At 58.5% G+C, this 24,067-nt stretch carries 26 protein-coding genes and 1 pseudogene; 24 read left to right on the top strand and 3 right to left on the bottom strand.

Translation table 11 applies throughout. The annotated features are described in order from the left end of the window. The first annotated feature begins 9 nt into the window (after positions 1-9). From KW841_RS09080 to KW841_RS09040, 9 genes are all read left to right on the top strand, one after another. Positions 10-2,268: a chemotaxis protein CheA gene (locus KW841_RS09080; RefSeq protein WP_218475344.1), complete on the top strand. Its 2,259-nt coding sequence runs from the start codon at positions 10-12 to the stop codon at positions 2,266-2,268. 48 nt (positions 2,269-2,316) lie between these two features. Continuing rightward, a complete protein-coding gene (locus KW841_RS09075) occupies positions 2,317-3,441 on the top strand; it encodes a chemotaxis response regulator protein-glutamate methylesterase (protein WP_218475343.1) in 1,125 nt (374 codons plus the stop codon). Continuing rightward, positions 3,441-4,181 (top strand): flagellar motor protein, encoded by a 741-nt coding sequence (locus KW841_RS09070; protein WP_218475342.1) that lies wholly within the window; start codon positions 3,441-3,443, stop codon positions 4,179-4,181. The genes KW841_RS09075 and KW841_RS09070 overlap by 1 nt, the downstream gene beginning before the upstream one ends. A 12-nt stretch (positions 4,182-4,193) precedes the next feature. After that, a complete protein-coding gene (gene motD, locus KW841_RS09065; protein WP_007980739.1) occupies positions 4,194-5,084 on the top strand; it encodes a flagellar motor protein MotD in 891 nt (296 codons plus the stop codon). Between the two features lie 43 nt (positions 5,085-5,127). Further along, on the top strand, positions 5,128-5,916 hold the full coding sequence (locus KW841_RS09060; RefSeq protein ID WP_218475341.1) for a ParA family protein: 789 nt from the start codon (positions 5,128-5,130) through the stop codon (positions 5,914-5,916). Between the two features lie 126 nt (positions 5,917-6,042). Next, positions 6,043-6,978 carry a CheW domain-containing protein gene (locus tag KW841_RS09055; protein ID WP_218475340.1) on the top strand — a complete coding sequence of 312 codons (936 nt, stop codon included), beginning with the start codon at positions 6,043-6,045 and terminating at the stop codon, positions 6,976-6,978. 73 nt (positions 6,979-7,051) lie between these two features. Then, positions 7,052-7,537, top strand: coding sequence for a chemotaxis protein CheW (locus KW841_RS09050; RefSeq protein ID WP_007980742.1), 486 nt, complete (start codon positions 7,052-7,054; stop codon positions 7,535-7,537). Then, entirely contained in the window at positions 7,538-7,930 is a 393-nt protein-coding gene (locus KW841_RS09045; protein WP_007980743.1) for a DUF2802 domain-containing protein, read from the top strand. Positions 7,931-8,260: 330 nt separating this feature from the next. Then, positions 8,261-8,761 (top strand): hypothetical protein, encoded by a 501-nt coding sequence (locus KW841_RS09040; RefSeq protein WP_218475339.1) that lies wholly within the window; start codon positions 8,261-8,263, stop codon positions 8,759-8,761. 12 nt (positions 8,762-8,773) lie between these two features. Here the strand turns inward: KW841_RS09040 and KW841_RS09035 are convergent. Then, positions 8,774-9,120, bottom strand: a pseudogene (locus tag KW841_RS09035) (EscU/YscU/HrcU family type III secretion system export apparatus switch protein). A gap of 246 nt (positions 9,121-9,366) precedes the next feature. Here KW841_RS09035 and KW841_RS09030 point away from each other — a divergent pair. Genes KW841_RS09030 through solA form a run of 4 tightly spaced genes read left to right on the top strand, consistent with a single transcriptional unit; the run spans position 9,367 to position 13,110 of the window. Then, positions 9,367-10,158, top strand: a complete 792-nt coding sequence (locus tag KW841_RS09030) for a pyrroline-5-carboxylate reductase (protein WP_218475338.1) — start codon at positions 9,367-9,369, stop codon at positions 10,156-10,158. 25 nt (positions 10,159-10,183) lie between these two features. Further along, complete coding sequence (locus KW841_RS09025) at positions 10,184-11,035, top strand: methyltransferase (protein ID WP_218475337.1); 852 nt, start codon at positions 10,184-10,186, stop codon at positions 11,033-11,035. A gap of 4 nt (positions 11,036-11,039) precedes the next feature. Then, entirely contained in the window at positions 11,040-11,960 is a 921-nt protein-coding gene (locus tag KW841_RS09020; RefSeq protein ID WP_218475336.1) for an EamA family transporter, read from the top strand. Next, the gene (gene solA / locus KW841_RS09015) at positions 11,950-13,110 is read left to right on the top strand and encodes an N-methyl-L-tryptophan oxidase (RefSeq protein ID WP_218475335.1); all 1,161 of its coding nucleotides are present in this window, start codon (positions 11,950-11,952) and stop codon (positions 13,108-13,110) included. Before KW841_RS09020 ends, solA begins: the two co-directional genes overlap by 11 nt. Before the next feature lie 51 nt (positions 13,111-13,161). On the opposite strand, the gene KW841_RS09010 is transcribed toward solA, so the two are convergent. Together KW841_RS09010 and KW841_RS09005 are read right to left on the bottom strand one after the other, a co-directional pair. Beyond that, entirely contained in the window at positions 13,162-13,491 is a 330-nt protein-coding gene (locus KW841_RS09010; protein WP_218475334.1) for an EscU/YscU/HrcU family type III secretion system export apparatus switch protein, read from the bottom strand. Continuing rightward, a complete protein-coding gene (locus tag KW841_RS09005) occupies positions 13,488-15,062 on the bottom strand; it encodes a flagellar hook-length control protein FliK (protein ID WP_218475333.1) in 1,575 nt (524 codons plus the stop codon). Before KW841_RS09005 ends, KW841_RS09010 begins: the two co-directional genes overlap by 4 nt. Positions 15,063-15,261: 199 nt before the next feature. Between KW841_RS09005 and ccmA the strand changes: the two genes are divergently transcribed. From ccmA to phnN, 11 genes are all read left to right on the top strand, one after another. Then, a complete protein-coding gene (gene ccmA / locus KW841_RS09000) occupies positions 15,262-15,897 on the top strand; it encodes a cytochrome c biogenesis heme-transporting ATPase CcmA (RefSeq protein WP_218475332.1) in 636 nt (211 codons plus the stop codon). After that, positions 15,894-16,562 (top strand): heme exporter protein CcmB, encoded by a 669-nt coding sequence (gene ccmB / locus KW841_RS08995; protein WP_007980754.1) that lies wholly within the window; start codon positions 15,894-15,896, stop codon positions 16,560-16,562. The genes ccmA and ccmB overlap by 4 nt, the downstream gene beginning before the upstream one ends. Before the next feature lie 73 nt (positions 16,563-16,635). Beyond that, entirely contained in the window at positions 16,636-17,391 is a 756-nt protein-coding gene (locus KW841_RS08990) for a heme ABC transporter permease (RefSeq protein ID WP_007980756.1), read from the top strand. After that, positions 17,388-17,564, top strand: a complete 177-nt coding sequence (gene ccmD / locus KW841_RS08985; RefSeq protein ID WP_007980758.1) for a heme exporter protein CcmD — start codon at positions 17,388-17,390, stop codon at positions 17,562-17,564. The genes KW841_RS08990 and ccmD overlap by 4 nt, the downstream gene beginning before the upstream one ends. After that, positions 17,561-18,016 (top strand): cytochrome c maturation protein CcmE, encoded by a 456-nt coding sequence (gene ccmE, locus KW841_RS08980; protein ID WP_007980760.1) that lies wholly within the window; start codon positions 17,561-17,563, stop codon positions 18,014-18,016. Before ccmD ends, ccmE begins: the two co-directional genes overlap by 4 nt. 3 nt (positions 18,017-18,019) lie before the next feature. Beyond that, the gene (locus tag KW841_RS08975; protein ID WP_218475331.1) at positions 18,020-20,008 is read left to right on the top strand and encodes a heme lyase CcmF/NrfE family subunit; all 1,989 of its coding nucleotides are present in this window, start codon (positions 18,020-18,022) and stop codon (positions 20,006-20,008) included. Beyond that, the gene (locus KW841_RS08970) at positions 20,005-20,541 is read left to right on the top strand and encodes a DsbE family thiol:disulfide interchange protein (RefSeq protein WP_218475330.1); all 537 of its coding nucleotides are present in this window, start codon (positions 20,005-20,007) and stop codon (positions 20,539-20,541) included. Before KW841_RS08975 ends, KW841_RS08970 begins: the two co-directional genes overlap by 4 nt. Continuing rightward, positions 20,538-21,011, top strand: a complete 474-nt coding sequence (locus KW841_RS08965) for a cytochrome c-type biogenesis protein (RefSeq protein ID WP_104449888.1) — start codon at positions 20,538-20,540, stop codon at positions 21,009-21,011. The genes KW841_RS08970 and KW841_RS08965 overlap by 4 nt, the downstream gene beginning before the upstream one ends. Beyond that, a complete protein-coding gene (ccmI, locus tag KW841_RS08960; RefSeq protein WP_218475329.1) occupies positions 21,004-22,206 on the top strand; it encodes a c-type cytochrome biogenesis protein CcmI in 1,203 nt (400 codons plus the stop codon). The genes KW841_RS08965 and ccmI overlap by 8 nt, the downstream gene beginning before the upstream one ends. A 15-nt stretch (positions 22,207-22,221) precedes the next feature. Next, complete coding sequence (locus tag KW841_RS08955) at positions 22,222-22,629, top strand: hypothetical protein (RefSeq protein ID WP_218475328.1); 408 nt, start codon at positions 22,222-22,224, stop codon at positions 22,627-22,629. An 840-nt stretch (positions 22,630-23,469) separates the two neighbouring features. Beyond that, entirely contained in the window at positions 23,470-24,036 is a 567-nt protein-coding gene (gene phnN, locus KW841_RS08950) for a phosphonate metabolism protein/1,5-bisphosphokinase (PRPP-forming) PhnN (protein ID WP_218475326.1), read from the top strand. Positions 24,037-24,067 lie beyond the last annotated feature (31 nt).

Here is a 24,067-nt window from a genome sequence, read left to right as displayed (position 1 = left end):
CCCCCCCTGATGAGCTTCGGCGCCGATGAAGAGATCCTTCAGGATTTCCTGGTTGAGGCCGGCGAGATTCTAGAGCAACTGTCCGAGCAACTGGTCGAGCTGGAAAGCCGTCCGGATGATGCGGATTTGCTCAATGCAATTTTTCGCGGTTTTCACACTGTAAAAGGGGGCGCCGGCTTCCTCCAGCTCAACGAGCTGGTGGAGTGCTGCCACATCGCCGAGAACGTGTTCGACATCCTGCGCAAGGGGGAGCGTCGCGTCGACTCGGAACTGATGGACGTGGTTCTCGAAGCGCTGGACGCGGTGAACAGCATGTTCAGCGAAGTCCGCGAGCGCAGCCCGATCACGGCTGCGACACCTGAGCTGCTGGCGGCGCTGGCCCGTCTGGCCGAGCCGCAATCGGCTGACGAAGTGGTTGCAGCACCTGTTGCCGCCGTGGTTGAAGCGCCGGTGGCCGAAGCCGATTCAGGCGATATTACCGATAACGAATTCGAGCAATTGCTGGACTCGCTCAATGCCGTCAAGGCACAGGCAGAGGCGCCGGCGGTTGCCCACGCACCTGCAAGCGATGCACCTGCCAGCGACGAAATCACCGATGCCGAGTTCGAGTCGTTGCTTGATCAGTTGCACGGTAAAGGCCAGTTTGCCGTCGATGCAATTGCGCAGGCTCCGGCTGCGCCAGAAGCACCGAAAGCGCCGGGCGACAGTTCCGACATTACTGACGACGAATTTGAAGCACTGCTCGACCAGTTGCATGGCAAGGGCAACTTTGCTGTCGAGGCCCTGGAGTCGGCCATTGCGTCGGTGCCTGCACCTGCGGCCCCAAGCGCGGCGGCGGCTGGCAGCGATCTGATTTCCGATCACGAGTTCGAAGCGCTGCTCGACGAATTGCACGGCAAAGGCAAGTTCAGCGAGGTCGGCACCGCGACAGCGGCCAACGGTTCGAACGCTGCGGTTGCGACACCGGCACCGGCAGCCAAGGCGGCGCCGAAACCTGTGGCCAAGGCCCCCGAGCCAAAAGCCGAAGCCCCGGCAGCCGTTGCACCGGCTGCTGCCCGCGCCCCGGCCGCGCCGCCGGCGGAAAAACCGGCGAGCGAAGCCGAGACCACCGTACGCGTCGATACCGCGCGCCTGGACGAGATCATGAACATGGTCGGCGAGCTGGTGCTGGTGCGTAACCGCCTGGTCCGCCTGGGTCTCAACAGTGGCGACGAAGCCATGTCCAAGGCCGTGTCGAACCTCGACGTGGTCACGGCTGACCTGCAAACCGCGGTCATGAAGACCCGGATGCAACCGATCAAGAAAGTCTTCGGGCGCTTCCCGCGCCTGGTTCGCGACCTGGCTCGCCAGCTCAAGAAAGAGATCAACCTGGAGCTGGTCGGCGAAGAAACCGACCTCGACAAGAACCTCGTCGAGGCCCTGGCCGATCCGCTGGTCCACTTGGTGCGCAACGCGGTCGACCACGGCATCGAGTCGCCGGAAGAGCGCGAAGCCTCGGGCAAGGCCCGTGGCGGCAAGGTGATCCTGGCGGCCGAACAGGAAGGCGATCACATCCTGCTGTCGATCTCCGATGACGGTAAAGGCATGGACCCGAATGTCCTGCGTTCCATCGCGGTGAAACGCGGCGTGATGGACAAGGACGCGGCCGATCGACTGAGCGACACCGAGTGCTACAACCTGATCTTCGCCCCGGGTTTCTCGACCAAGACCGAGATCTCCGACGTGTCGGGTCGCGGCGTGGGCATGGACGTGGTGAAAACCAAGATTTCCCAGCTCAACGGTTCGATCAACATCTACTCGGCCAAGGGCCAGGGTTCGAAGATCGTCATCAAGGTGCCGCTGACTCTGGCGATCATGCCGACGCTGATGGTCATGCTCGGCAACCAGGCGTTCGCGTTCCCGCTGGTGAACGTCAACGAGATCTTCCACCTCGATCTGTCGACCACCAACGTCGTGGACGGCCAGGAAGTGGTGATCGTGCGGGACAAGGCGCTGCCATTGTTCTATCTCAAACGCTGGCTGGTCAGCTCCGCCGCTCACGAAGAGCAGCGCGAGGGCCATGTGGTGATCCTTTCGGTGGGCACGCAGCGGATCGGCTTTGTCGTCGATCAACTGGTGGGCCAGGAAGAAGTGGTCATCAAGCCATTGGGCAAAATGCTCCAGGGAACGCCGGGCATGTCCGGCGCCACCATCACCGGTGACGGCCGCATCGCGCTGATTCTCGATGTTCCGAGCATGCTCAAGCGTTACGCCACACGGCGTATTTGATTCTGGTGGAGCGGGGCGCCTGGCCTCGCTCCATCTAATGGAGTGTTTATGGCAGTCAAAGTCCTGGTGGTGGACGATTCGGGGTTTTTCCGCCGCCGCGTCTCGGAAATTCTTTCAGCGGATTCGAATATCCAGGTCGTCGGCACGGCGACCAACGGCAAAGAGGCGATCGATCAGGCGCTGGCCCTCAAGCCCGACGTGATCACCATGGACTACGAGATGCCGATGATGGACGGCATCACGGCCGTGCGGCACATCATGCAACGCTGCCCGACCCCGGTCCTGATGTTCTCCTCGCTGACCCATGAAGGCGCCCGGGTCACCCTCGATGCGCTGGATGCCGGTGCGGTGGACTTCCTGCCGAAGAATTTCGAAGACATCTCGCGCAACCCCGACAAGGTCAAGCAGTTGCTGTGCGAGAAGATTCTCAGCATCTCGCGCAGTAATCGTCGTGTCAGTCACTACAGCGCTCCGGCGCCTGTCGCTGCGCCCGCGCCTGCGCCTTCCAGCGTGGGCAGCTTTGCCAGCAGCGCGCCCACACGTCCGGCACCGGCACCGATCCCGACGCGTACGCATGCACCCGCTACGTCGTCGCCCGCGCCAAAACGCAAAAACTACAAACTGGTGGCCATTGGTACGTCCACCGGCGGCCCGGTCGCCCTGCAGCGGGTCTTGACCCAGTTGCCGGCCAATTTCCCTGCCCCGATCGTGCTGGTTCAACACATGCCGGCCGCCTTCACCAAGGCCTTCGCCGAGCGCCTGGACAAGCTCTGCCGCATCAGCGTCAAGGAAGCCGAGGATGGCGACATCCTGCGTCCGGGCCTGGCGCTGCTGGCGCCAGGTGGCAAGCAGATGATGATCGACGGTCGCGGCGCGGTGAAAATCCTCCCGGGTGACGAGCGCCTCAATTACAAGCCGTGCGTGGACATCACCTTCGGTTCGGCAGCCAAGTCCTACGGTGACAAAGTTCTGGCGGTCGTCCTGACCGGCATGGGCGCCGATGGCCGTGAAGGCGCGCGCCTGCTCAAGCAGGGCGGCAGTTCGATCTGGGCGCAGGACGAAGCCAGTTGCGTGATCTACGGCATGCCGATGGCCATCGTCAAAGCTGAACTCGCCGACGCGGTGTACAGCCTCGACGACATTGGCAAGCATCTGGTCGAGGCCTGTCTCTGATGGATGTTCTAAGCCTGATCGGCATCATCATGGCCTTTGTCGCCATCATCGGCGGCAATTACCTTGAAGGCGGTCATCTGGGCGCCCTTGCCAACGGCCCGGCAGCGTTGATCGTGCTCGGCGGCACCATTGGCGCGGCACTGCTGCAATCACCGATGAGTGCCTTCAAGCGCGCCATGCAGATCCTCGCCTGGATCCTGTTCCCGCCTCGCGTCGACCTGGCCGGTGGCATTGATCGCGTGGTGAACTGGAGCCTGACCGCTCGTAAGGAAGGTTTGCTGGGGCTTGAAGGCATCGCCGACGCCGAGCCTGACAATTACGCCCGCAAAGGCCTGCAACTGCTGGTCGACGGCGCCGAGCCGGAAGCGATCCGCAGCATTCTGGAGGTGGATTTCTACACCCAGGAAGCCCGCGACATCGAAGCGGCCAAGGTCTTCGAAAGCATGGGCGGTTACGCGCCGACCATCGGCATCATCGGTGCGGTGATGGGCCTGATTCATGTCATGGGCAACCTGGGTGATCCGTCGCAACTGGGTAACGGCATCGCCGTGGCCTTCGTCGCCACCATCTACGGCGTGGCCAGTGCCAACCTGGTGCTGCTGCCGATTGCCGCCAAACTCAAAGCCATCGCGCTGCGCCAGTCGCGATATCGCGAAATGTTGCTGGAAGGACTGCTGTCGATCGCCGAAGGTGAAAACCCTCGTTCCATCGAGTTGAAGCTTCAGGGCTTCATGGATTAAGGGAATAAGCTCATGGCTCGCCGTCGCCAACATGAAGAGCATGTAAACCATGAACGTTGGCTGGTTTCCTATGCCGACTTCATTACCTTGCTGTTCGCCTTTTTCGTGGTGATGTACTCCATCTCGTCGATCAACGAAGGCAAGTACAAGGTCATTTCCGAAGCCCTGATCGGGGTCTTCACCGATTCCGATCGCGCGCTCAAGCCGATCCCCATCGGTGACGAGCGGCCGAAGACCGTGACCCCGGCCAAGCCGCTGGTCAAGGACAGTGATCAGGTCGATGCCGGTGTCTCCGGTGCCAGCGATCCGCTCAAGAGCATCGCCGACGACATCAGCGCGGCGTTCGGTGACCTGATCAGCTCCAACCAGATGACGGTGCGCGGCAATGAACTGTGGGTCGAGATCGAGCTCAATTCCAGCCTGTTGTTCGGCAGCGGCGATGCCATGCCCAGCGATATCGCGTTCAACATCATCGACAAGGTCGCGGCGATCCTGAAGCCGTTCGACAACCCGATCCATGTCGAAGGTTTCACCGACGATCAACCGATCCGCACTGCGCAGTACCCGACTAACTGGGAGCTGTCCTCGGCCCGCTCGGCCAGCATCGTGCGCATGCTGGCGATGCAAGGGGTGAATCCCGGTCGCCTGGCGTCGGTGGGCTACGGCGAGTTTCAGCCGGTGGCCAACAACGCCACCGCCGAAGGCCGCGCACGCAACCGTCGCGTGGTGCTGGTGGTGTCGCGCAACCTCGATGTTCGCCGCAGCCTGACCGGTACCGGAACCGCCCATGCGCAACCGGATGCCGCATTGAAGCGTGCTGGCACACAAACTGCACCGACCCCGGTCAAGTCGCCGGTACGAGAGAACGCCGTCAATTCTCCGTCACCCGCATTAACACGTTGAGCTATTTCTCGGTCGATCCGTGCGGCCGGGAGGAACAATCCGAATGAGAGTCTGGGCAGTCGCCAATCAAAAGGGTGGTGTCGGTAAAACCACTTCCTCCATCGCTTTAGCCGGGTTGCTGGCCGAGGCGGGCAAGCGCGTGGTCGTGGTCGATCTCGACCCCCACGGCTCCATGACCAGCTACTTCGGCTACGATCCCGACAGCCTGGAACACAGCAACTACGATCTGTTCCTGCACAAAGGCAACGTGCCGCAAGGCCTGCCGGGCCAACTGTTGCTGTCGACCAGCGACGAACGAATTTCCCTGTTGCCGTCCAGCACCGCGCTGGCCACCCTCGAGCGCCAGTCGCCGGGGCAGAGCGGTCTGGGCCTGGTGATTGCCAAGAGCCTGGCGCAACTGTGGCAGGACTTCGATTACGCCGTGATCGATAGCCCGCCCTTGCTCGGCGTGCTGATGGTCAATGCCTTGGCGGCAAGCCAGCAACTGGTGATCCCGGTGCAGACCGAACACCTGGCGGTCAAGGGCCTCGAGCGCATGGTCAACACCTTGGCGATGATCAACCGCTCGCGCAAACAGGCATTGCCATTCACCATCGTGCCGACCCTGTTTGACCGCCGCACGCAGGCGTCCCTCGGCACCTTGCGCGTGCTGCGCGACAAATTCCCCGACGAAATCTGGCAAGGCTACATCCCGGTGGACACGCGTCTGCGCGATGCCAGTCGCGCCGGGCTGACGCCTTCGCAGTTCGATGGCAGGAGCCGTGGCGTTCTCGCCTACCGTGCGTTGCTCAAGCATCTGCTGGCGGCGCAACTTGTTGCGCAGGTGGCCTGACATGACCTCGATCCCTGTAGGAGCGAGCCTGCTCGCGATGGTCGTCAACGATGACGCGGGAAACCTGGCACCCCGTGGCGCTCTCAGGTTCATCGCGAGCAAGCTCGCTCCTACAGGTGAGCGCTCATGAATCGACTGGTAAAGACAACATCGCGCCCGCAACTGGCGTTGCAGTCGTATCTGGATAATTTGCTGCAAGACGCAACCGAGGAGATGGCCGAGGTTGTCGAAGCGCTGAGCGTCGTCGAAGAGCAAGGCGTGCTGGACGAGTTCCAGGCGGCGGTGCTCGAAGAACAGGCCCGGGATGCGCAGCAAACCGCGGGAGCAGCCACTGCGGTGACTGCGCCTTTGGCCAGGACTTCCGTCGTCGTGATCGATGCACCGGAACCCGTTATGGCACCGGTATCGACCATCGCTCCGCTGTTGCAAACCCTGGTGGCGCCGATTAAAGAGGCCGAAGTGCTGGAGACTCCTGTTATCGAGGAGCCTCAGGTACTTGTGCCGCCCGTCGTCGAAGTGCATCTGCCACCGAGCAATACGCCGCCACCGGTGGACACCGAGGGTCGTCCGTCCTGGGCCGCCGAGCCTTTCGAATGCCTGCTGTTCGATGTCGCCGGCTTGACCCTGGCGGTGCCGTTGGTGTGCCTGGGATCGATCTATTCCCTGGCCGGTCACGAGCTGACGCCCTTGTTCGGCCAGCCGGAATGGTTCCTGGGCATCCTGCCGAGCCAGGCCGGCAACCTCAAGGTGCTCGATACCGCGCGTTGGGTCATGCCCGACCGTTACCGCGACGATTTCAAGCAGGGCCTGCAATACGTGATTTCGGTCCAGGGCTATGAATGGGGCCTGGCGGTGCATCAGGTCAGCCGCTCGTTGCGCCTGGACCCGAATGAAATCAAATGGAGAAGTCATCGAGGTCAGCGGCCATGGCTCGCCGGCACGGTGATTGAACACATGTGCGCCTTGCTCGACGTCGCCTCGTTGGCCGAGTTGATCGCCAGTGGCGGGGCAAAGCACATGTCCGGCAGCAAGCCGAACCACAAACCGACAAACATCAAATAAACAACAGGCGACGTCACTCGATGGCGTTGCACGGAACACACACCGCCAGGGCGGTTTCTTGAGGGGTCAGGGTATGAATGACAAGGCAACGGCGGCAAAAGGTTCCGAAGATCCGATCCTGCAATGGGTCACCTTCAAGCTGGACAACGAGACCTACGGCATCAACGTGATGCGCGTCCAGGAAGTCCTGCGCTACACCGAAATTGCCCCGGTCCCGGGTGCCCCGAGCTACGTGCTGGGCATCATCAACCTGCGCGGCAACGTCGTCACCGTGATCGACACCCGTCAGCGCTTCGGCCTGATGAATGCCGAGATCAGCGACAACACCCGTATCGTCATCATCGAAGCCGACAAGCAGGTTGTCGGGATCATGGTCGACAGCGTGGCCGAAGTGGTTTACCTGCGTCAGTCGGAAATCGAAACCGCGCCGAACGTGGGTAACGAAGAGTCCGCCAAGTTCATTCAAGGCGTGTGCAACAAGAACAACGAATTGCTCATTCTGGTCGAGCTGGACAAGATGATGAGCGAAGAAGAATGGTCGGAACTGGAGAGTATCTGATTGATTCTCGAGGTTGCGGTCATTGTCCTGTTCCTGTTCTGGGCAGGCACGCTGGCAATGTTCCTGGCGTACATTCGCGCCCAGAAGCAGATCGCCGCGCAACAGGCCCAGGGCGATGCGCAGCGCGACCAGCGCATCAAGGACCTGGGCAAACGCGTTGACAACTACCAGAACGGCAACGTGCGCATGGGCGAAGACCTGCATGAACTGCGGGCGATCGTTGCGCCGTTGCCGGACAAACTCGCTCAGCTGGAACAGCGCGACCCGACCAGCCTGTCGTTTGCCCAGGCAGCACGATTGGTCGGGATGGGCGCCAGCGTCGACGAACTCACCCAGTCCTGCGGCTTGACCCAGGCTGAGGCGGAGTTGATGAGCAAAGTGCACAAGAACTAGTTACCTGTAGGAGCGAGCCTGCTCGCGATGGACGTCAACGATAACGCGGGCATTCTGAATGAACGCGTCGCACTTGAGTCCATCGCGAGCAGGCTCGCTCCTACAATGGTTCGATGTCGTTCACAAAATCCGGGACCACCTCTGTCCCCTTGGGAGCAACTGTCTTCACCATGCCGCTCGTCACCGCGATCCGACGCAGTCCTCTCTATCCTCAGGCGGGTATTACGCCGTCGTAGTCCCCGCCGATAGCTTTCTCGGATTCGTCTATCTTGTGATCCACCATCAGTCGTTTGATCATCTTGTTCAAAATATGCAGTGCCAAGGAGGCTTATGATCGACATTTTGCGTGGTACACCGTTGTGGGTTTATGCGGTGTTTCTGATCCTGACTTATTACGGTGTCGTTGCCTGCTTCAAGCATCAGGTGTCGAAAAGGTCATTGCAGATCACACCGGTGATATTCGTGACCCTGTCCCTGGCTTCGCTGAATCTCTCCCAAGCTATAGTCATTCCCCTCTCGGCCTACGTCCTCGGGCTATTGGCAGGATGGTTGCTCGCATTGCGTTTTTACTCGTACACGAATGTGAAGTGCGTGGGCGAAACGTTGGAGTTGGGCGGTACGGTCAAGGTACTGGTGGTGTATTGGGGCTTCTTTGCATGGCGTTACTACCTTGGCTATCAGGCAGCGATGTTTCCGGAAATGGTCAATGCATTACCGATGACAGCATGGTCGGCACTGGGGGCTGGCCTTATCAATGGATTGATTATCGGTCGCAGTCTCAAGCTTTTACGCTTTGTAGGAGCTGGCTTGCCAGCGAAGGCGGCTGAATGATCGGTGCAATACTCAAGGCCTTGTTCGCCGGCAAGCCGGCTCCTGCCCCGCCGGAACCTTCCCCTTCAAACTCCACGCAAACGCATTGATCTCGGCAATCGTCAGATAAAGCTCCTGCGGAATACTTCCCCCCCCAGCTCCATGCGCGCCAGCAGCCTCACCAACTCGGCATTTTCGTAGATCGGCACTTCGCAGTCGCGGGCGATTCGCAGGATTTCTTCCGCGAGTTCTTCGGCGCCCTTGGCCTTGAGGGCAGGGGCGGTTTGCCAAGTGATTGGGGGGTGATCCAAAGTGGTTACCAGATGATTAATTGGATGGTAGATAGAGCTGCTCATTTTGAGTGTTGCAGAATGATTCAAGGAAATTCCTTTTTAGGAAGATTAAGTCCTACTTTTAAAAGTCCTGAATAGACAGTTGCAGCCAACTAAGTCCTACATGATCAAGTGTGATATTTCCTACAGCAAAGGCCGTTTTTTAACGACTTGTTTGCGTTGGTGATTATGGAATTGTCGTTTGTGCGTTGACAGGTGAAAACATAATTATCTAAGTTTGTTTCGTGGGTGAAGGGAGGGGCAAAAAAATCGATAAAAGAAAGGAGTGAATTTATGGAAAAAATTCATATTCTGGGCGCTGGTAATATGGGTAGCGCAATATTGTTCGGCTTAAGAGAGAGATATGGATCTAGCCATCTAAGGGCAATTGAAAATAACGCGAGTCAAGCCGCATACCTCGCGGCCTGTGGTTTCGAGGTGAGTGAACGGATTGAAAATATTGATTGCGCTGATATTGTTGTTTTAGCTGTCCCGCCTCAGCGATTTAAAAATGCAATTTTGGATAATCAGGTACTGCTTTCTCACGTTGGGCCGGTCATATCCGTAATGGCTGGCGTTACGACTAAAGCGCTGTGCAAGACTTTAGGTCATGCACAATTCATCCGTTCGATTCCAAACACGGCATCGGAGGTGCGGGAAGGAATTACTATTTACTATGCTCAAGAAAATGCTGGCAGTGATTTGATTGCAGCTGCGCAGATAGTTTTCGGCGCGATCGGGATCTATGTACAAGTTGATGATGAAGGCCTGATGGATTCAGCCACTGCACTAGCGGGAGGTGGTCCGGCACTGGTCGCATATTTTGCTAACGCAATACAGCAGTATGCGGAGAATGAGGGATTTGGTTCCGAGGTTGCCAGGCAAGTTTGTACGCAGTTGTTATACGGGACTTCATTGTTGATGAGGTCGACTGGTAAATCGTCGATGCAATTATGTGAGGAGGTGCAAACGGCAGGCGGGACAACTGAGCAGGCTATTCAGGTTTTTGAACGGAATGACTTAAATGGGACTGTTGCGCTGGCTTTATCAGCTGCTGCCAATCGGTCGGTAGAGTTAGGTAAGTAGTGCTTTGTGAAAAAAGGGGGTTGTTATGAGTGGTGAGCAATCGTGGTCAAAAGTTAATCGAGTCAGTAACACTGGTGTGAGTGGTGATTCATACAATGTTTATTTTGGAATGGGTCATTGTTTCAAACTTATTGATGAGCCTGGGGTTTTTAAAGTCAGTCTCGCCGGATTGGCGTTTGGGTCGCTGTTGATTCGCTATTTAAGTAAAGAGTGCACGAATGGCAGGTTTTTGGATCTTGGGACTGGGAGTGGTGTGCATTCTTTTTTGCTGAAAGGAATGGGTGTTAAGTCCGTGACCGCCACAGATATCTCCAAGGAAGCGGTTTTTGTAGCGCGGAGGAATGAGTTATGTAATTTTGGAGTGAATTCTATCGAATTTACATTCGGCGATCTTTTTCAAGGTCTTTCAGGTGGGGCAGAAAAATACGATGTTATTTTGTTTAATGCGCCTGGCTGGAGAACGCCTTCTGCTTCCTTTCTAACGGCTCTCAAAAAAACAGGGGGTGTAGAAGGGCTTCCAATCGATTCCATGTTTTATGGTGATAGAACATTGGAGAGGTTTTTTGAAGAATTGCCAGGTCACTTGAGCGATGGTGGCAAGGTCATAATAGGCCTGAATTCATTAGTTGGAATCCGGCAGGTAATGAACAGGCTTGAGGAGTTGCATGCAGAAAAATACGTGATCGATTGTAGGCTTTTGGAGCGACATGACTTTCCATTGCTTTTTTATACCGAAGATTGGGCGCGGATACAAAATCTTTTGGTTGATGAAGTAATGAGTTGGACAAGGAAGGGTGAAGCCTATTGCAGTATGCAAGAGGATGGAAAAATAATATGGTCTTATGAAATAGTTGAAATCACTTTGTGGGAGCGGTAGGAAGATGCCGCCTTCAAATAGCGGTCGACATTTTTTAATCGGTGCGCTCAGTGGGGTGTTGGCAAATGTGCTATTGGGTCTGTCTTCAGTTTTCTGGAAGTATATTGGATCTTTGAGTGCGTTGGCGTTGCTCAGTTATAGGGTTTACTTATCCTTGCTGACGGTATTTCTTGTCGTGTACGTTGGTCGGGAGCTAAGACCACTTTTTGCTCAAATCAATATTAGACTGTTATTTATACATGCCGCTGCAGCCATATTGATAGCGATCAACTGGGGGACGTTCATATGGGCATCTGTCCACGGTCGGGTACTTGAAAGCAGTCTCGGTTATCTGGTGGCGCCAATTTTAAGTATCGCGATTGGTATCATTGTTTATAAAGAGCCAGTCACTGTGTTCAAAGCCGTGGCCGTGTTGATGATGCTGATCAGTGTGGTAAGTCTTTTCGTGTTGAGTAATGATCTTGATATAAGAGTTTATCTAGGTATCGGTCTGGCTTGGGGCTTTTATTCGTGCCTGAAAAAAATGACATCTTTGAATGTTTTTAGTGGTTTGTTGTTAGAATCTCTTGTGCTTTCTTTTTTTTGCACTTTGTTTTTTATATTTTCAGATCTCGGCTTGGCGATTCCCGATGATTTTGGCTTGTGGCGCACGCTTCTTGTTTTTAGTTGTGGTGTCGTATCAATTATTCCGTTAGCGCTATTTTCGTTTTCAGCTAAAAGACTTTCTGTAATGTCTATGGGTTTGTCCCAGTTTGTATTGCCACTCACGCAGTTTTTTGTGGCGACGATGATTTACAAGCAAGCTGCTTCTCCAGTAACTGTAATGGCTCTTTTAGTCGTAATCATTGGGCTGTTAGTAGTTGTGTTCGAACCAATTCTAAAAAAACTGTGTTTTTGTAGTGGTGGGGGGCAAGATGAAGAATAAATACAAAGTCGTCGTAATTGGCCTAGGTGTTGTTGGAAGTGCTTCGCTTTGGAGGCTTTCGTGCTCTGAGTGCAACGTACTTGGCGTCGATTCAGGTGCACCTATAAATCTGTCGGGATCATCGCATGGCGCCTCCCGGATTTTTAGGCGTGCTTATTGGGAAGGTCAGTCTTACCTGCCTTTGCTTTCACAGTCAGATAAGTTGTGGCGCGAGCTTGACAGAACTTGTAGCAGGCGTCTGATTTTTCAAACTGGAGGGCTTTTTGTTGGGCCCGTTGCTTCGGGTGTCGTGCCAAAAAGTGCGGCTACCGCTCAGCAGGGTAACATCAATCATGCGTTGTTCTCTGCGGAGCGGATTGCTGAGTTTTTCCCCGCGTTTCACATTCTTGAGGGGATGGAAGCGGTTTATGAACACGCTGCATACACTATTGCAGCGGATGATTCAAAGTTACATATGCTTAATGTGGCTGTCAGGAACGGAACTGAAGTCCGATTTGGAACTTCAGTGACGAGTATTGTTAAAACCTCGCAGGGTTTGGCGGTGCAGTTGGATAGGGGTGAGCTTGTCTACACGGAACGAGTTGTCCTGTCGACAGGCGCTGCTATAGGTGCCTCCCTCATTAGCGATCTCTCGGGATTGCTGCAACCTAAAAGTGTACCTGTTTACTGGTTTAAACCGAAATCCAAGGGGGATTTGGATTTTTTAAAGGGATTCCCCGCTTTTTTGTATCAATTGCCAGACGGGCGCCTGCTTTATGGTACACCGGAGATCGGTGCGGAAGAGCCAGGAGTAAAAATTGGGTTTCATAATTACCAACAACTCAGGTTTGATGCTAGTACGCACCTCCAGCCGGTAAAGGATAGTGATATTGAGCAAATATCTGCTTGTGTCGAGCGGATATTTCCCGGTTTGAATTCGATTCCATTTGCATCTAAGAAGTGCATATATACGATGAGTCAGGATGAGTCGTTTATAGTCGGTGAGTCAGTGGAATTGCCAGGCGTGTTTTATGTTTCTGCGTGCTCCGGGCATGGGTTTAAATTCGCAACGGGTTTGGGGGATATGCTTGCGAGAGCCGCTTTAAATGGTTTTCTTTCAGAGGAAGTGTCGATTTTTTACGCAAGCAGGTTTTCTGTTAGCAATACGTAATGGTAATCAACAGATGTGTGGGGTATGTGCTTGTCTCTGTTTCAGCATTGATCAATAGTCGTCCCCGCGATCCGTTACATCCTTCTCCACTATAAGCGCATCCGGATCCTGCCCCACCGGAAATTTCCCCTTCAAATTCCACGCAAACGCAATGATCTCGGCAATCGTCAGATACAGCTCCTGCGGAATGCTGTCCCCCAGTTCCATACGCGCCAGCAGCCTCACCAACTCGGCATTTTCGTAGATCGGCACTTCGCAGTCGCGGGCGATTCGCAGGATTTCTTCCGCCAGTTCTTCGTCACCCTTGGCGGTGAGGGTGGGGGCTTGGGTGCCGTCGTATTTGAGGGCGATGGCCTGGCGCGGGGCGTTGGGGTTTTTCATGCGGTTTCGTCGACCCAGCGTTGTTCGAGGCGGGTTTGGGGGCCTTGGGGTGGTCTGCCGAGGTGGCAGTCCAGGTCGCCGACGTTCAGGCCGGCGGACACCAGGCGGTCACGCAGCCCGGCCAGATTGTTTTCGATCAGGCTGGCGGTGTACGGCCGTTCGGCCCAGAGCTGGCCGCAGAGGCTGCCCTTGATCAGTTGCGCCTGGATTTGCAGGGGGCCCAACGGCTCCATGGCGAAGGCCAGTTCGACTCGCCACAGCTGTTGCTTGGGTTCGCGTTCTTCGCGACGCTCCTTTGGCTGTTCTTTCTCGGGGGCGTCCTCGCGCTGGAACTTGACCTGCAAGGGCACGATGTCCTGCAGGTTGCGCATCGGGATTTCCATTTGCCAGGTGCTCATCAGTCGTCCATCGGCGGTGACACCGGTTTGTTCCAGGCTCGACAGCTGATGGCTTTGCAGGCGTGAAACCGCAGCGGCGGCCAGGCGTAGCAAGTGTTCGAGGTCGTCTTCACCCTCGGCGCTTTGCAGCAGGCGTTCGGGCAGCGGGAAACCGCTCGGCGACGGTTTGGCACTGACCTGACCGAGCATCCCCAGGGCATTGCGGACGAAATTCGGCATCGCCTGGGCCAGGGTATTGGCGGCGATGGTCGCGCCGAAGTTGGTGTGGGCGGGCAAGCCCTGGCTCAACTGCGCAACCAGTTTGAGCAGGTCGCCTTTCATGTCCGGCGCGAGTGTCGGGTTTTGCCCGTTCAGCAGTCTGCTTTCGAGGAACGCACCACTGCTGGCCAGCGCCAGGGCCAGGCCCTTGGGGGTGCTCAGTTGCTGGACATCCGGCAGGCCGGAGAGCAATCGGGCAGCGGCGCTGTGCAGTTCGGTGGAGGTCTGGTCCGAGGGTGGAAGGTTCTGCAGGAGTTTGAGCAAGCCATCCAGCGAGCCTTGGCGGCTTTGCTGGTCGACCAGTTGCCGGGTGACCGTCAGTTGTTCCTGGCGGCTGCTCAGTGGTACGAATTTCAATGTCTGGCTGTCTTGCACCTGCGCGCTCAACAAGGTGCCGATGCGCAAGGGCTGCGGACTGTCGATGCTCAGGGTGCTGCCGCTCAACGCGGTGTTGAGCAGGCTCACCATCGAGCGAAACACCATGGGCTGGCCGGGGACCTGCGGCAGCACTTGCGAGGTCAGTACCTTGCCCTGCAGCAAGGTGCCAACGGGCAGTTGCGCGGTGTCGAGGCGGGTGAGGGTGGCGACGCTGGAGGCGATGGCCTGTTGCACCGTCACGGCCAGGTTGCCGGCCGAGGGCTGGGTGACGACCAGCGTGGTGCCCAGGGCCAGCGGTTGATTGCCGGTGGTCTGGACCGTGGTCTGGCGGCCGCTGTCGAGGGTGACCTTGAGCAGCATCTGGAAAGTCTGATCCGCCTGCTTGAGCGACAACACTTCGGCCTGGGCGGTTTGACCGACGCTGATCAGCCCCTCCACCGGCGTCAGCAGCTTGAGCAACTCACCGCTGAGCACCTGCGGGCGTGAGGTCGCCGGGAGGGCCTGCGGCAGCGGGAGGATGTTCATTTCGCCTGTCATACGCGGTCACAACCTGAGGAAAATGCACTCTTTAGAGTAGGGCCTGGCATGTATAATGCCGCGCCGTTGTATCCAAAAATGGCGAAAACTTTGCAATTGTTTGACGCAGCTCTCTAGAACAAGACGTCATTGCATCTATGCTGCATCTCTTTAACGGCCGCGCCAGTGCCGACTTGAACCGTATAAGGCCCGTGATCCCTTGACCAGTCCTGTCCTGCAAACCGTTGCCCTTGCCTGTGAGCGAGACCTTCGGCTGCTCTTCGAAAATCTCGATTTGAGACTGGCCGGTGGCGAAATGATGCAAATCAGTGGCCCCAATGGCAGCGGCAAGACCAGCCTGTTGCGCCTGCTCTCGGGGCTGATGCAGCCAACCGCCGGTCAAGTGCTGCTCAACGGCCAGCCGCTGAACGAGCAACGCGGCGAACTGGCGCGCAACCTGCTGTGGATCGGCCATGCCGCCGGGATCAAGGATCTGCTGACGCCGGAAGAGAATCTGAGCTGGCTGTGCGCCTTGCATCATCCGGCGACCCAGGAGGCGATCTGGCAGGCGCTGGCTGCGGTCGGACTGCGCGGATTCGAGGATGTGCCTTGTCACACCCTGTCTGCCGGTCAACAGCGCCGCGTCGCGCTGGCGCGTCTGTATCTGGATAGCCCGCCGCTGTGGATCCTCGATGAACCCTTTACCGCCCTCGACAAGCAGGGCGTGGCGCAACTCGAAGAACACCTGGCCGGCCACTGCGAACGCGGCGGCATGGTGGTGTTGACCACTCATCACACGCTGAGCCGGATGCCGGCCGGTTATCGCGATATCGATCTGGGGAGCTGGGCCGTATGAGTGTGTTCGGCCTGTTGGTCGCCCGCGAGGCGCGTCTGCTGTTCCGTCGTCCGGCGGAGCTGGCCAATCCGCTGGTGTTCTTTGCGATCGTCGTTTCGCTGTTCCCGCTGGCCGTCGGACCTGAGTCTCAATTGTTGCAAACCTTGTCTCCGGGGTTGGTCTGGGTGGCGGCACTTTTATCGGTTCTGCTCTCGCTGGACGGGCTTTTCCGCAGTGATTTCGAAGACGGATCGCTTGAGCAGTGGGTCCTTTCGCCGCACCCCTTGGCTCTTCTGGTTTTGGCCAAAGTGCTGGCACACTGGGCTTTTTCCGGCCTGGCACTGGTTTTGCTGGCACCCTTGCTGGCGCTGATGCTCGGTTTGCCTGCCGCCTGTCTGCCGGTGTTGCTGCTTTCGTTGCTGCTCGGTACACCGGTACTGAGCCTGCTCGGTGCAGTGGGTGCGGCGCTGACGGTCGGTTTGAAGCGCGGTGGCCTGTTGCTGGCCCTGCTGATTCTGCCGTTGTACATCCCGGTATTGATCCTTGGCAGTGGCGCCTTGCAGGCAGCCTTGCAGGGAATGCCGGCGACCGGTTATCTCCTGTGGCTTGGTAGCCTGACCGCCCTGGCGATAACCCTGACACCTTTTGCAATAGCTGCTGGCCTGAAGATCAGCGTCGGCGAATAATGAGGTCTGGTTATTTTTTGACCAGTAAAGACCCTGGCTCTTCACAGTAAAGAGCAACCGTGATGGAAACAGTATGAACTGGACGTGGTTTCACAAGCTCGGCTCGCCCAAATGGTTTTACGGCATCAGCGGCAAAATGCTGCCCTGGCTGAGCGTCGCGGCGTTGCTGCTGATCAGCGTTGGCGTGGTCTGGGGCCTGGCCTTCGCGCCGCCGGACTACCAGCAGGGCAACAGCTTCCGCATCATCTATATCCACGTTCCGGCCGCCATGCTGGCGCAGTCCATCTACGTGATGCTGGCGGTGTGCGGCATCGTCGGGCTGGTGTGGAAGATGAAACTGGCCGACGTCGCCCTGCAATGCGCGGCGCCCATCGGTGCCTGGATGACGGCGGTTGCGCTGGTCACCGGGGCGATCTGGGGCAAACCGACCTGGGGCTCGTGGTGGGTCTGGGATGCACGCCTGACGTCCATGCTTATCCTGCTTTTCCTGTACTTCGGTCTCATTGCGCTGGGCAACGCGATCAGCAATCGTGACAGCGCGGCCAAGGCCTGTGCGGTGCTGGCAATTGTCGGCGTGATCAACATCCCGATCATCAAATACTCGGTGGAGTGGTGGAACACCCTGCACCAGGGCGCGACTTTCACCCTCACCGAAAAGCCGGCAATGCCAGCCGAGATGTGGCTGCCATTGCTGCTGACGGCGCTGGGTTTCTACTGTTTCTTCGGTGCGGTCCTGCTACTGCGCATGCGTCTTGAAGTGCTCAAGCGCGAAGCCCGGGCCAGTTGGGTCAAGGCCGAAGTGGAAAACAGCCTGGAGGTCGCTCGATGAGTTTTGCTTCATTCGGCGACTTCATCGCCATGGGTCATCATGGCCTGTATGTCTGGTCAGCCTATGGCATCTGCCTGGCGGTATTGGCCCTCAACGTGGCGGCGCCGATCCTGGCCCGCAAGCGGTATCTGCAACAAGAGGCGCGTCGTTTGCGCCGGGAGAACGGCAAGTGAATCCGCTGCGCAAAAAGCGTCTTATCATCATTCTCGCTATCCTGGTCGGGGTCGGCGCTGCCGTCGGCCTGGCCCTGAGCGCCCTGCAGCAGAACATCAACCTGTTTTACACACCGACCCAGATCGCCAACGGCGAAGCCCCCCATGACACGCGTATCCGCGCCGGTGGCATGGTCGAGGCCGGTTCCTTGCAGCGCTCCGGCGACTCGCTGGACGTGAAGTTCGTCGTCACCGACTTCAACAAATCCGTGACCATCACCTATCGCGGCATCCTTCCGGACCTGTTCCGCGAAGGGCAGGGCATCGTCGCCCTGGGCAAGCTCAATGCCGATGGCGTGGTGGTGGCCGATGAAGTGCTGGCCAAGCACGATGAGAAGTACATGCCGCCGGAAGTGACCAAGGCGTTGAAAGACAGCGGTCAATCGGCTCCAACGCCCGCGAAGGAGGGTTGATCCATGACATCCGGCATCTTTATTCCCGAACTGGGTCATCTGGCGATGATCCTGGCCCTGTGCTTCGCCCTGGCCCAGGCCGTGGTCCCGCTGTTCGGTGCCTGGCGCGGTGACCGCCTGTGGATGAGCCTGGCCCAGCCGGCCGCCTGGGGGCAGTTCAGCTTTCTGCTGTTTGCCTTCGGTTGCCTGACCTACGCCTTCATGGTCGATGACTTCTCCGTGGCCTATGTGGCCAACAACTCCAACAGCGCCTTGCCGTGGTACTACAAATTCAGCGCGGTGTGGGGTGCCCACGAGGGTTCCCTGCTGTTGTGGGCTTTGATTCTCGGTGGCTGGACCTTCGCGGTGTCGGTGTTCTCCCGGCAGTTGCCACAGGTCATGCTGGCCCGTGTGCTGGCGGTAATGGGCATGATCAGCACCGGTTTCCTGCTGTTCCTGATCATGACCTCCAATCCGTTCAAACGCATCCTGCCGCAAATGCCCAGCGACGGTGCCGACCTCAACCCACTGCTGCAAGACATCGGCCTGATCGTGCACCCGCCGATGCTGTACATGGGCTACGTCGGTTTCTCGGTGGCCTTTGCCTTCGCCATCGCCGCGCTGATGGGCGGTCGCCTGGATGCCGCGTGGGCGCGCTGGTCGCGTCCGTGGACCATCGTGGCCTGGGCCTTCCTCGGCATCGGCATCACCCTCGGCTCGTGGTGGGCGTACTACGAGCTCGGCTGGGGCGGCTGGTGGTTCTGGGACCCGGTGGAAAACGCCTCGTTCATGCCTTGGCTGGTGGGCACTGCATTGATTCACTCGTTGGCGGTCACGGAAAAACGTGGCGTGTTCAAGAGCTGGACCGTATTGCTGGCCATCGCTGCGTTCTCGTTGAGCCTGCTGGGCACCTTCCTCGTGCGTTCCGGCGTGTTGACCTCGGTGCACGCCTTTGCCTCCGATCCGGAGCGCGGCGTGTTCATCCTGATTTTCCTGCTGTTCGTGGTCGGCGGTTCATTGACGCTGTTCGCCCTTCGCGCGCCGGTGGTCAAGAGCCAGGTCGGCTTCAACCTCTGGTCCCGGGAAACCCTGCTGCTGGGCAACAACCTGGTGCTGGTGGTGGCCGCCTCGATGATTCTGCTCGGCACCTTGTATCCACTGATTCTCGATGCCATGACCGGCGCCAAGCTGTCGGTCGGCCCGCCGTACTTCAACGCGCTGTTCATTCCGTTGATGGCGTTGTTGATGGTGGTGATGGCGGTCGGCGTGATCGTGCGCTGGAAAGACACCCCGGTGAAATGGCTGGTGAGCATGCTGACGCCGGTATTGCTCGGCAGTGCGGCCATGGCCGTGGTGGCTGGCGTCGCGTACGGCGACTTCAACTGGGCAGTGCTCGCGACCTTCATGCTCGCCGCCTGGGTGCTGTTGGCCGGTGCGCGTGACATTGTCGACAAGACCCGCCACAAAGGCCTGATCAAAGGCCTGCCAACCCTGACCCGCAGTTACTGGGGCATGCAGATTGCGCACCTCGGTATTGCCGTGTGTGCGCTGGGTGTCGTGCTGTCGAGCCAGAACAGTGCCGAGCGTGACCTGCGCCTGGCGCCGGGCGAGTCCATGGACCTGGCCGGTTATCACTTCATCTTCGAAGGCGCCAAGCACTTCGAAGGCCCGAACTTCACGTCCGACAAGGGCACCGTCCGGGTGATCCGCAACGGCAAGGAAATCAGCGTGCTGCACCCGGAAAAACGCCTGTACACCGTGCAGAACTCGGTGATGACCGAAGCGGGCATCGACGCCGGCTTCACTCGTGACCTCTATGTCGCCCTCGGTGAACCGCTGGGTAACGGCGCCTGGGCTGTGCGCGTACACGTCAAACCCTTCGTGCGCTGGATCTGGTTCGGTGGTTTGCTGACCGGCTTCGGTGGTTTGCTGGCGGCGCTGGATCGGCGTTATCGGGTCAAGGTAAAAAGCCGCGTGCGCGAAGCACTGGGCATGTCGGGAGCCACTGCATGAAGCGTTGGTTGATGTTGTTGCCACTGGCGATTTTTCTGGTGGTTGCCGTGTTTCTCTACCGTGGGTTGTACCTGGATCCGGCCGAGTTGCCTTCGGCCATGATCGGCAAGCCGTTCCCGGAGTTTTCCTTGCCAGCGGTGCAGGGCGACAAGACCCTGACCCGCGCCGACATTCTGGGCAAGCCGGCGCTGGTCAACGTCTGGGGCACCTGGTGCATTTCCTGCCGGGTCGAGCACCCGGTGCTGAACAAGCTGGCCCAGCAGGGCGTGGTGATCTACGGCATCAACTACAAGGACGTCAACGCCGATGCCTTGAAGTGGCTGACGGACTTCCACAACCCGTATGTACTGGACATCCGTGACGACGAAGGCTCGCTGGGCCTGAATCTCGGCGTGTACGGCGCGCCGGAGACCTTCTTCATCGACGCCAGGGGCATTATTCGTGACAAGTTCGTCGGCGTGATCGACGAGCAGGTCTGGCGCGAAAAACTGGCGGGCAAGTACCAGGCGCTGGTCGACGAGGCCAAGCCATGAAGCGCTGGATTGCTGCCGCTGTCCTGGGCTTGAGCATGGCCGGTGTGGCCCACGCGGCCATCGACACCTATGAGTTTGCCAAGGAAGGTGACCGTGAGCGTTTTCGCGAGCTGACCAAGGAGCTGCGTTGCCCCAAGTGCCAGAACCAGGACATTGCCGATTCCAACGCACCGATTGCCGCCGACCTGCGCAAAGAGATTTTCCGCATGCTCGGCGAGGGCAAGGACAACCAGCAGATCATCGACTTCATGGTCGACCGCTACGGTGACTTCGTCCGCTACAAACCTGCGTTGAACGCCAAGACTGCCTTGCTCTGGTTCGGCCCCGCCGGCCTGTTGCTGGGGGGCGTCGTGATCATCGCGGTGATCGTCCGCCGTCGTCGCGTACAACGCGCCGACACCCCGGGCTCGCTGTCTGCCGAGGAGCGCTCGCGCCTCGACCACCTGTTGGATAAAACCAAGAATGATTGATTTCTGGCTCGCTGCAGGTCTGCTGCTTCTGGTTGCCCTGAGTTTTCTGTTGATCCCGGTTTTGCGCAGCCGTCGTGCCCAGCGTGAAGAGGATCGTACCGCCTTGAACGTCGCGCTTTATCAGGAGCGCGTGGCTGAGTTGCAGACTCAGCAGGAAGAGGGCGTGCTCGACGCGGCGCAAATGGACGCCGGTCGCGCCGAAGCGGCCCGTGAGTTGCTGGCGGACACCGAAGGTGTCGACGCGCCGCGGGTGTCGCGACTGGGCAAACCCCTGCCGTTGCTGGCCGCCGTTCTGGTGCCGGTGCTGGGCCTGGGGCTGTACATGCATTACGGCGCCAGCGACAAGGTCGAACTGACCCGCGAATTCTCCCAGGCACCCAAGTCGATGGAAGAAATGACCCAGCGCCTGGAGCGTGTGGTCGCCGCTCAACCGGACTCCGCCGAAGGCATGTACTTCCTCGGCCGAACCTACATGGCTCAGGATCGCCCGGCGGACGCGGCGAAGATGTTCGAGCGCACGGTGAACCTGGCCGGTCGTCAGCCCGAACTGCTCGGTCAATGGGCCCAGGCCCAGTACTTCGCCGATGGCAAGAAGTGGTCGGACAAGGTCCAGGCCCTGACCGACGAAGCGCTCAAGGCCGATCCGAAAGAAGTCACCAGCCTTGGCTTGCTCGGCATTGCCGCGTTTGAAGGCGAACGTTATCAGGACGCCATCGATTACTGGAATCGCCTGTTGGCGCAGTTGCCGCCGGACGACCCATCCCGGGAGGCGCTGCAAGGCGGGATCACCCGGGCCACGGAGAAACTGGTGGCCAGTGGTGGCAAGGTTGCGCAAGCACCGGCGGCCAAGACCGCGGCGTTGCTCAAGGTCAGCGTCGATCTGGCGGCGGAGCTCAAAACCAAGGTCCAGCCTGGCGACAGCGTGTTCATCTTCGCCCGTGCGGTCTCCGGTCCACCGGCCCCGCTGGCGGTCAAGCGCATGACCGTGGCCGACCTGCCGGTGACCGTCGAGCTGAGCGATGCCGACGCGATGATGCCGCAATTGAAACTGTCGAACTTCCCTGAAGTCCAACTGGTTGCGCGCATTTCCCGTGCTGGCAAACCGACCGCCGGCGAGTGGATCGGTCGCAGCCAGCCTTTGGCCAGCAGCACCACCGCGCCGCAAACATTGACCATCGACAGCCCGGACAAATAACAGGAAAACGCTACCATGACCGCCATCGCTCGTATTGCCCTGCTCAGCGTCGTTTTGGGGTTAAGCGCTTGTGCGGTCCAGCGACCACCGGAGCAAACGGCTCCGCCGCCGATTCCGCGGTCGCAGCCCAGTCCTACGCCATCGACGTCGCCGGTACCGAGCAAGCCGTCTGTTCCGGTAAAACCTGCCAAGCCGTTGCCGCGCACGTCAGCCAGCTTTGCGCCACCACCGGGGGGCAATAGCCATTGGGATCCGAAGCTTGGGGTTTATGTGCTTGATGATCAGCCCAATACCTTTTATCGCCAGCGTACCTATTACCGTTGGGATAACGGCTGGAGCCGGTCCATCAGTCCGAAGGGGCCGTGGGAGGAGACTGATATTCACGGTGTACCGGGTGGGCTGGGACGGCAATTCGGGCAGTAACGCACTAAGGCGACCTTCGGGTCGCTTTTTTGTGCCTGCCGAATGTGATTGCCGGGCTGATGCTGAACCCTGTGGGAGCTGGCTTGCCAGCGATGGCGGCCTGACAGCCGACCTGTCTTTGGCTGATCGTGTACATATCCATTGCTGCGGTAACGGCGGCTTATGGTTTCGCCCTTACGGCGACTCACTTTTTTACAAGCGCCTAAAAAAGTAAGCAAAAAACGCTCGCCCCGAACGTACGGCCCCTCGCTGAGGCTCGGGGTTCCTTCGCTCCGGTATTCATCCGGGGGCATTGCCCTCCGGTCGGCTTCGCTTCGACCTACATGCAATGAGTTCGACTGCGTCGAACGGCGCTGCGCGCCCATCCCCGGATGAACACCTGCGCTCAGCCTGCCGAGGGGGCGGGTGGATCAAGATCAAGAGCGGCAGGCGAGCTAACGCTCGGCCTGTTGAGTGGTGGGGTTGTACGCGGACGGCCTTTTTTGCCGACCAATCTCTTACGGCTAAACACACGCCCCCTGTAGGAGCTGCCGAAGGCTGCGATCTTTTGATCTTGATCTTCCGCCTCTTCGACATGGTCAAAAATCAAAATAAAAAGATCGCAGGGTATGACTCACCCACATAGGTAACAAAACAGTTCAAGCACATGGGTAACAGTTTTTAACCGGCACTGGTCGAACACCCTGAGCCTATACCGTGATCGGGTGGAAAACCTGCTGGTGCAACGGATGCAGGTGATGGATCATTCGCCGGGCCAGCGGGGTTGATCGGGTGCAAGCGCAGTCAGGATGGTTTGCCGGTGCTCCAGCAAGTGTGGCGACAAATGAAGAGGGTGTTTTGATGGCGGGCAGGTTGATCTATCTCATCGGGCCTTCAGGTTCGGGCAAGGACAGCCTGCTGGATGCCGCACGAACGCGGTTGGTCGAACGCGGCTGCCGTATCGTGCGCCGGGTCATTACCCGCTCGGCTGAAGCCGTGGGCGAGGCGGCGCTGGGTGTCAGTGCGCAGCAGTTTGCCGATATGGAAGCTCAGGGCGCGTTTGCTCTGAGCTGGCACGCCAATGGGTTGTCCTATGGCATCCCGCGGGAAATCGACGATTGGTTGGCTGCCGGCGAGGACGTGCTGGTCAATGGCTCTCGGGGGCATTTGCAGAACACACGCCAGCGCTATCCAGACGTATTGGTGCTGTTGTTGACTGTGGATCAAGCGGTACTGCGCCATCGCTTGCTGGAGCGCGGGCGAGAGTCGTTGATCGAGATCGATCAGCGTCTGGCGCGCAATGCGCGATTCAACGAACGGCTTTTGGCCGACGACCCGACCGCGCACGTGCTCGACAACTCCGGGCCGTTGGAGTCCACGGTCGAATGCTTGCTGGCCTGTATTGACGAGCAATCCCGCTGTGCCTGACGTTGCAGTGCATCGTCGAGTTGCAGCCGAA

Source organism: Pseudomonas sp. PDM28 (assembly GCF_019219115.1).
In the GTDB taxonomy this organism is placed as follows: Bacteria; Pseudomonadota; Gammaproteobacteria; order Pseudomonadales; family Pseudomonadaceae; genus Aquipseudomonas; species Aquipseudomonas laurylsulfatiphila.
This window is presented reverse-complemented; position numbering and strand designations above follow the sequence as displayed.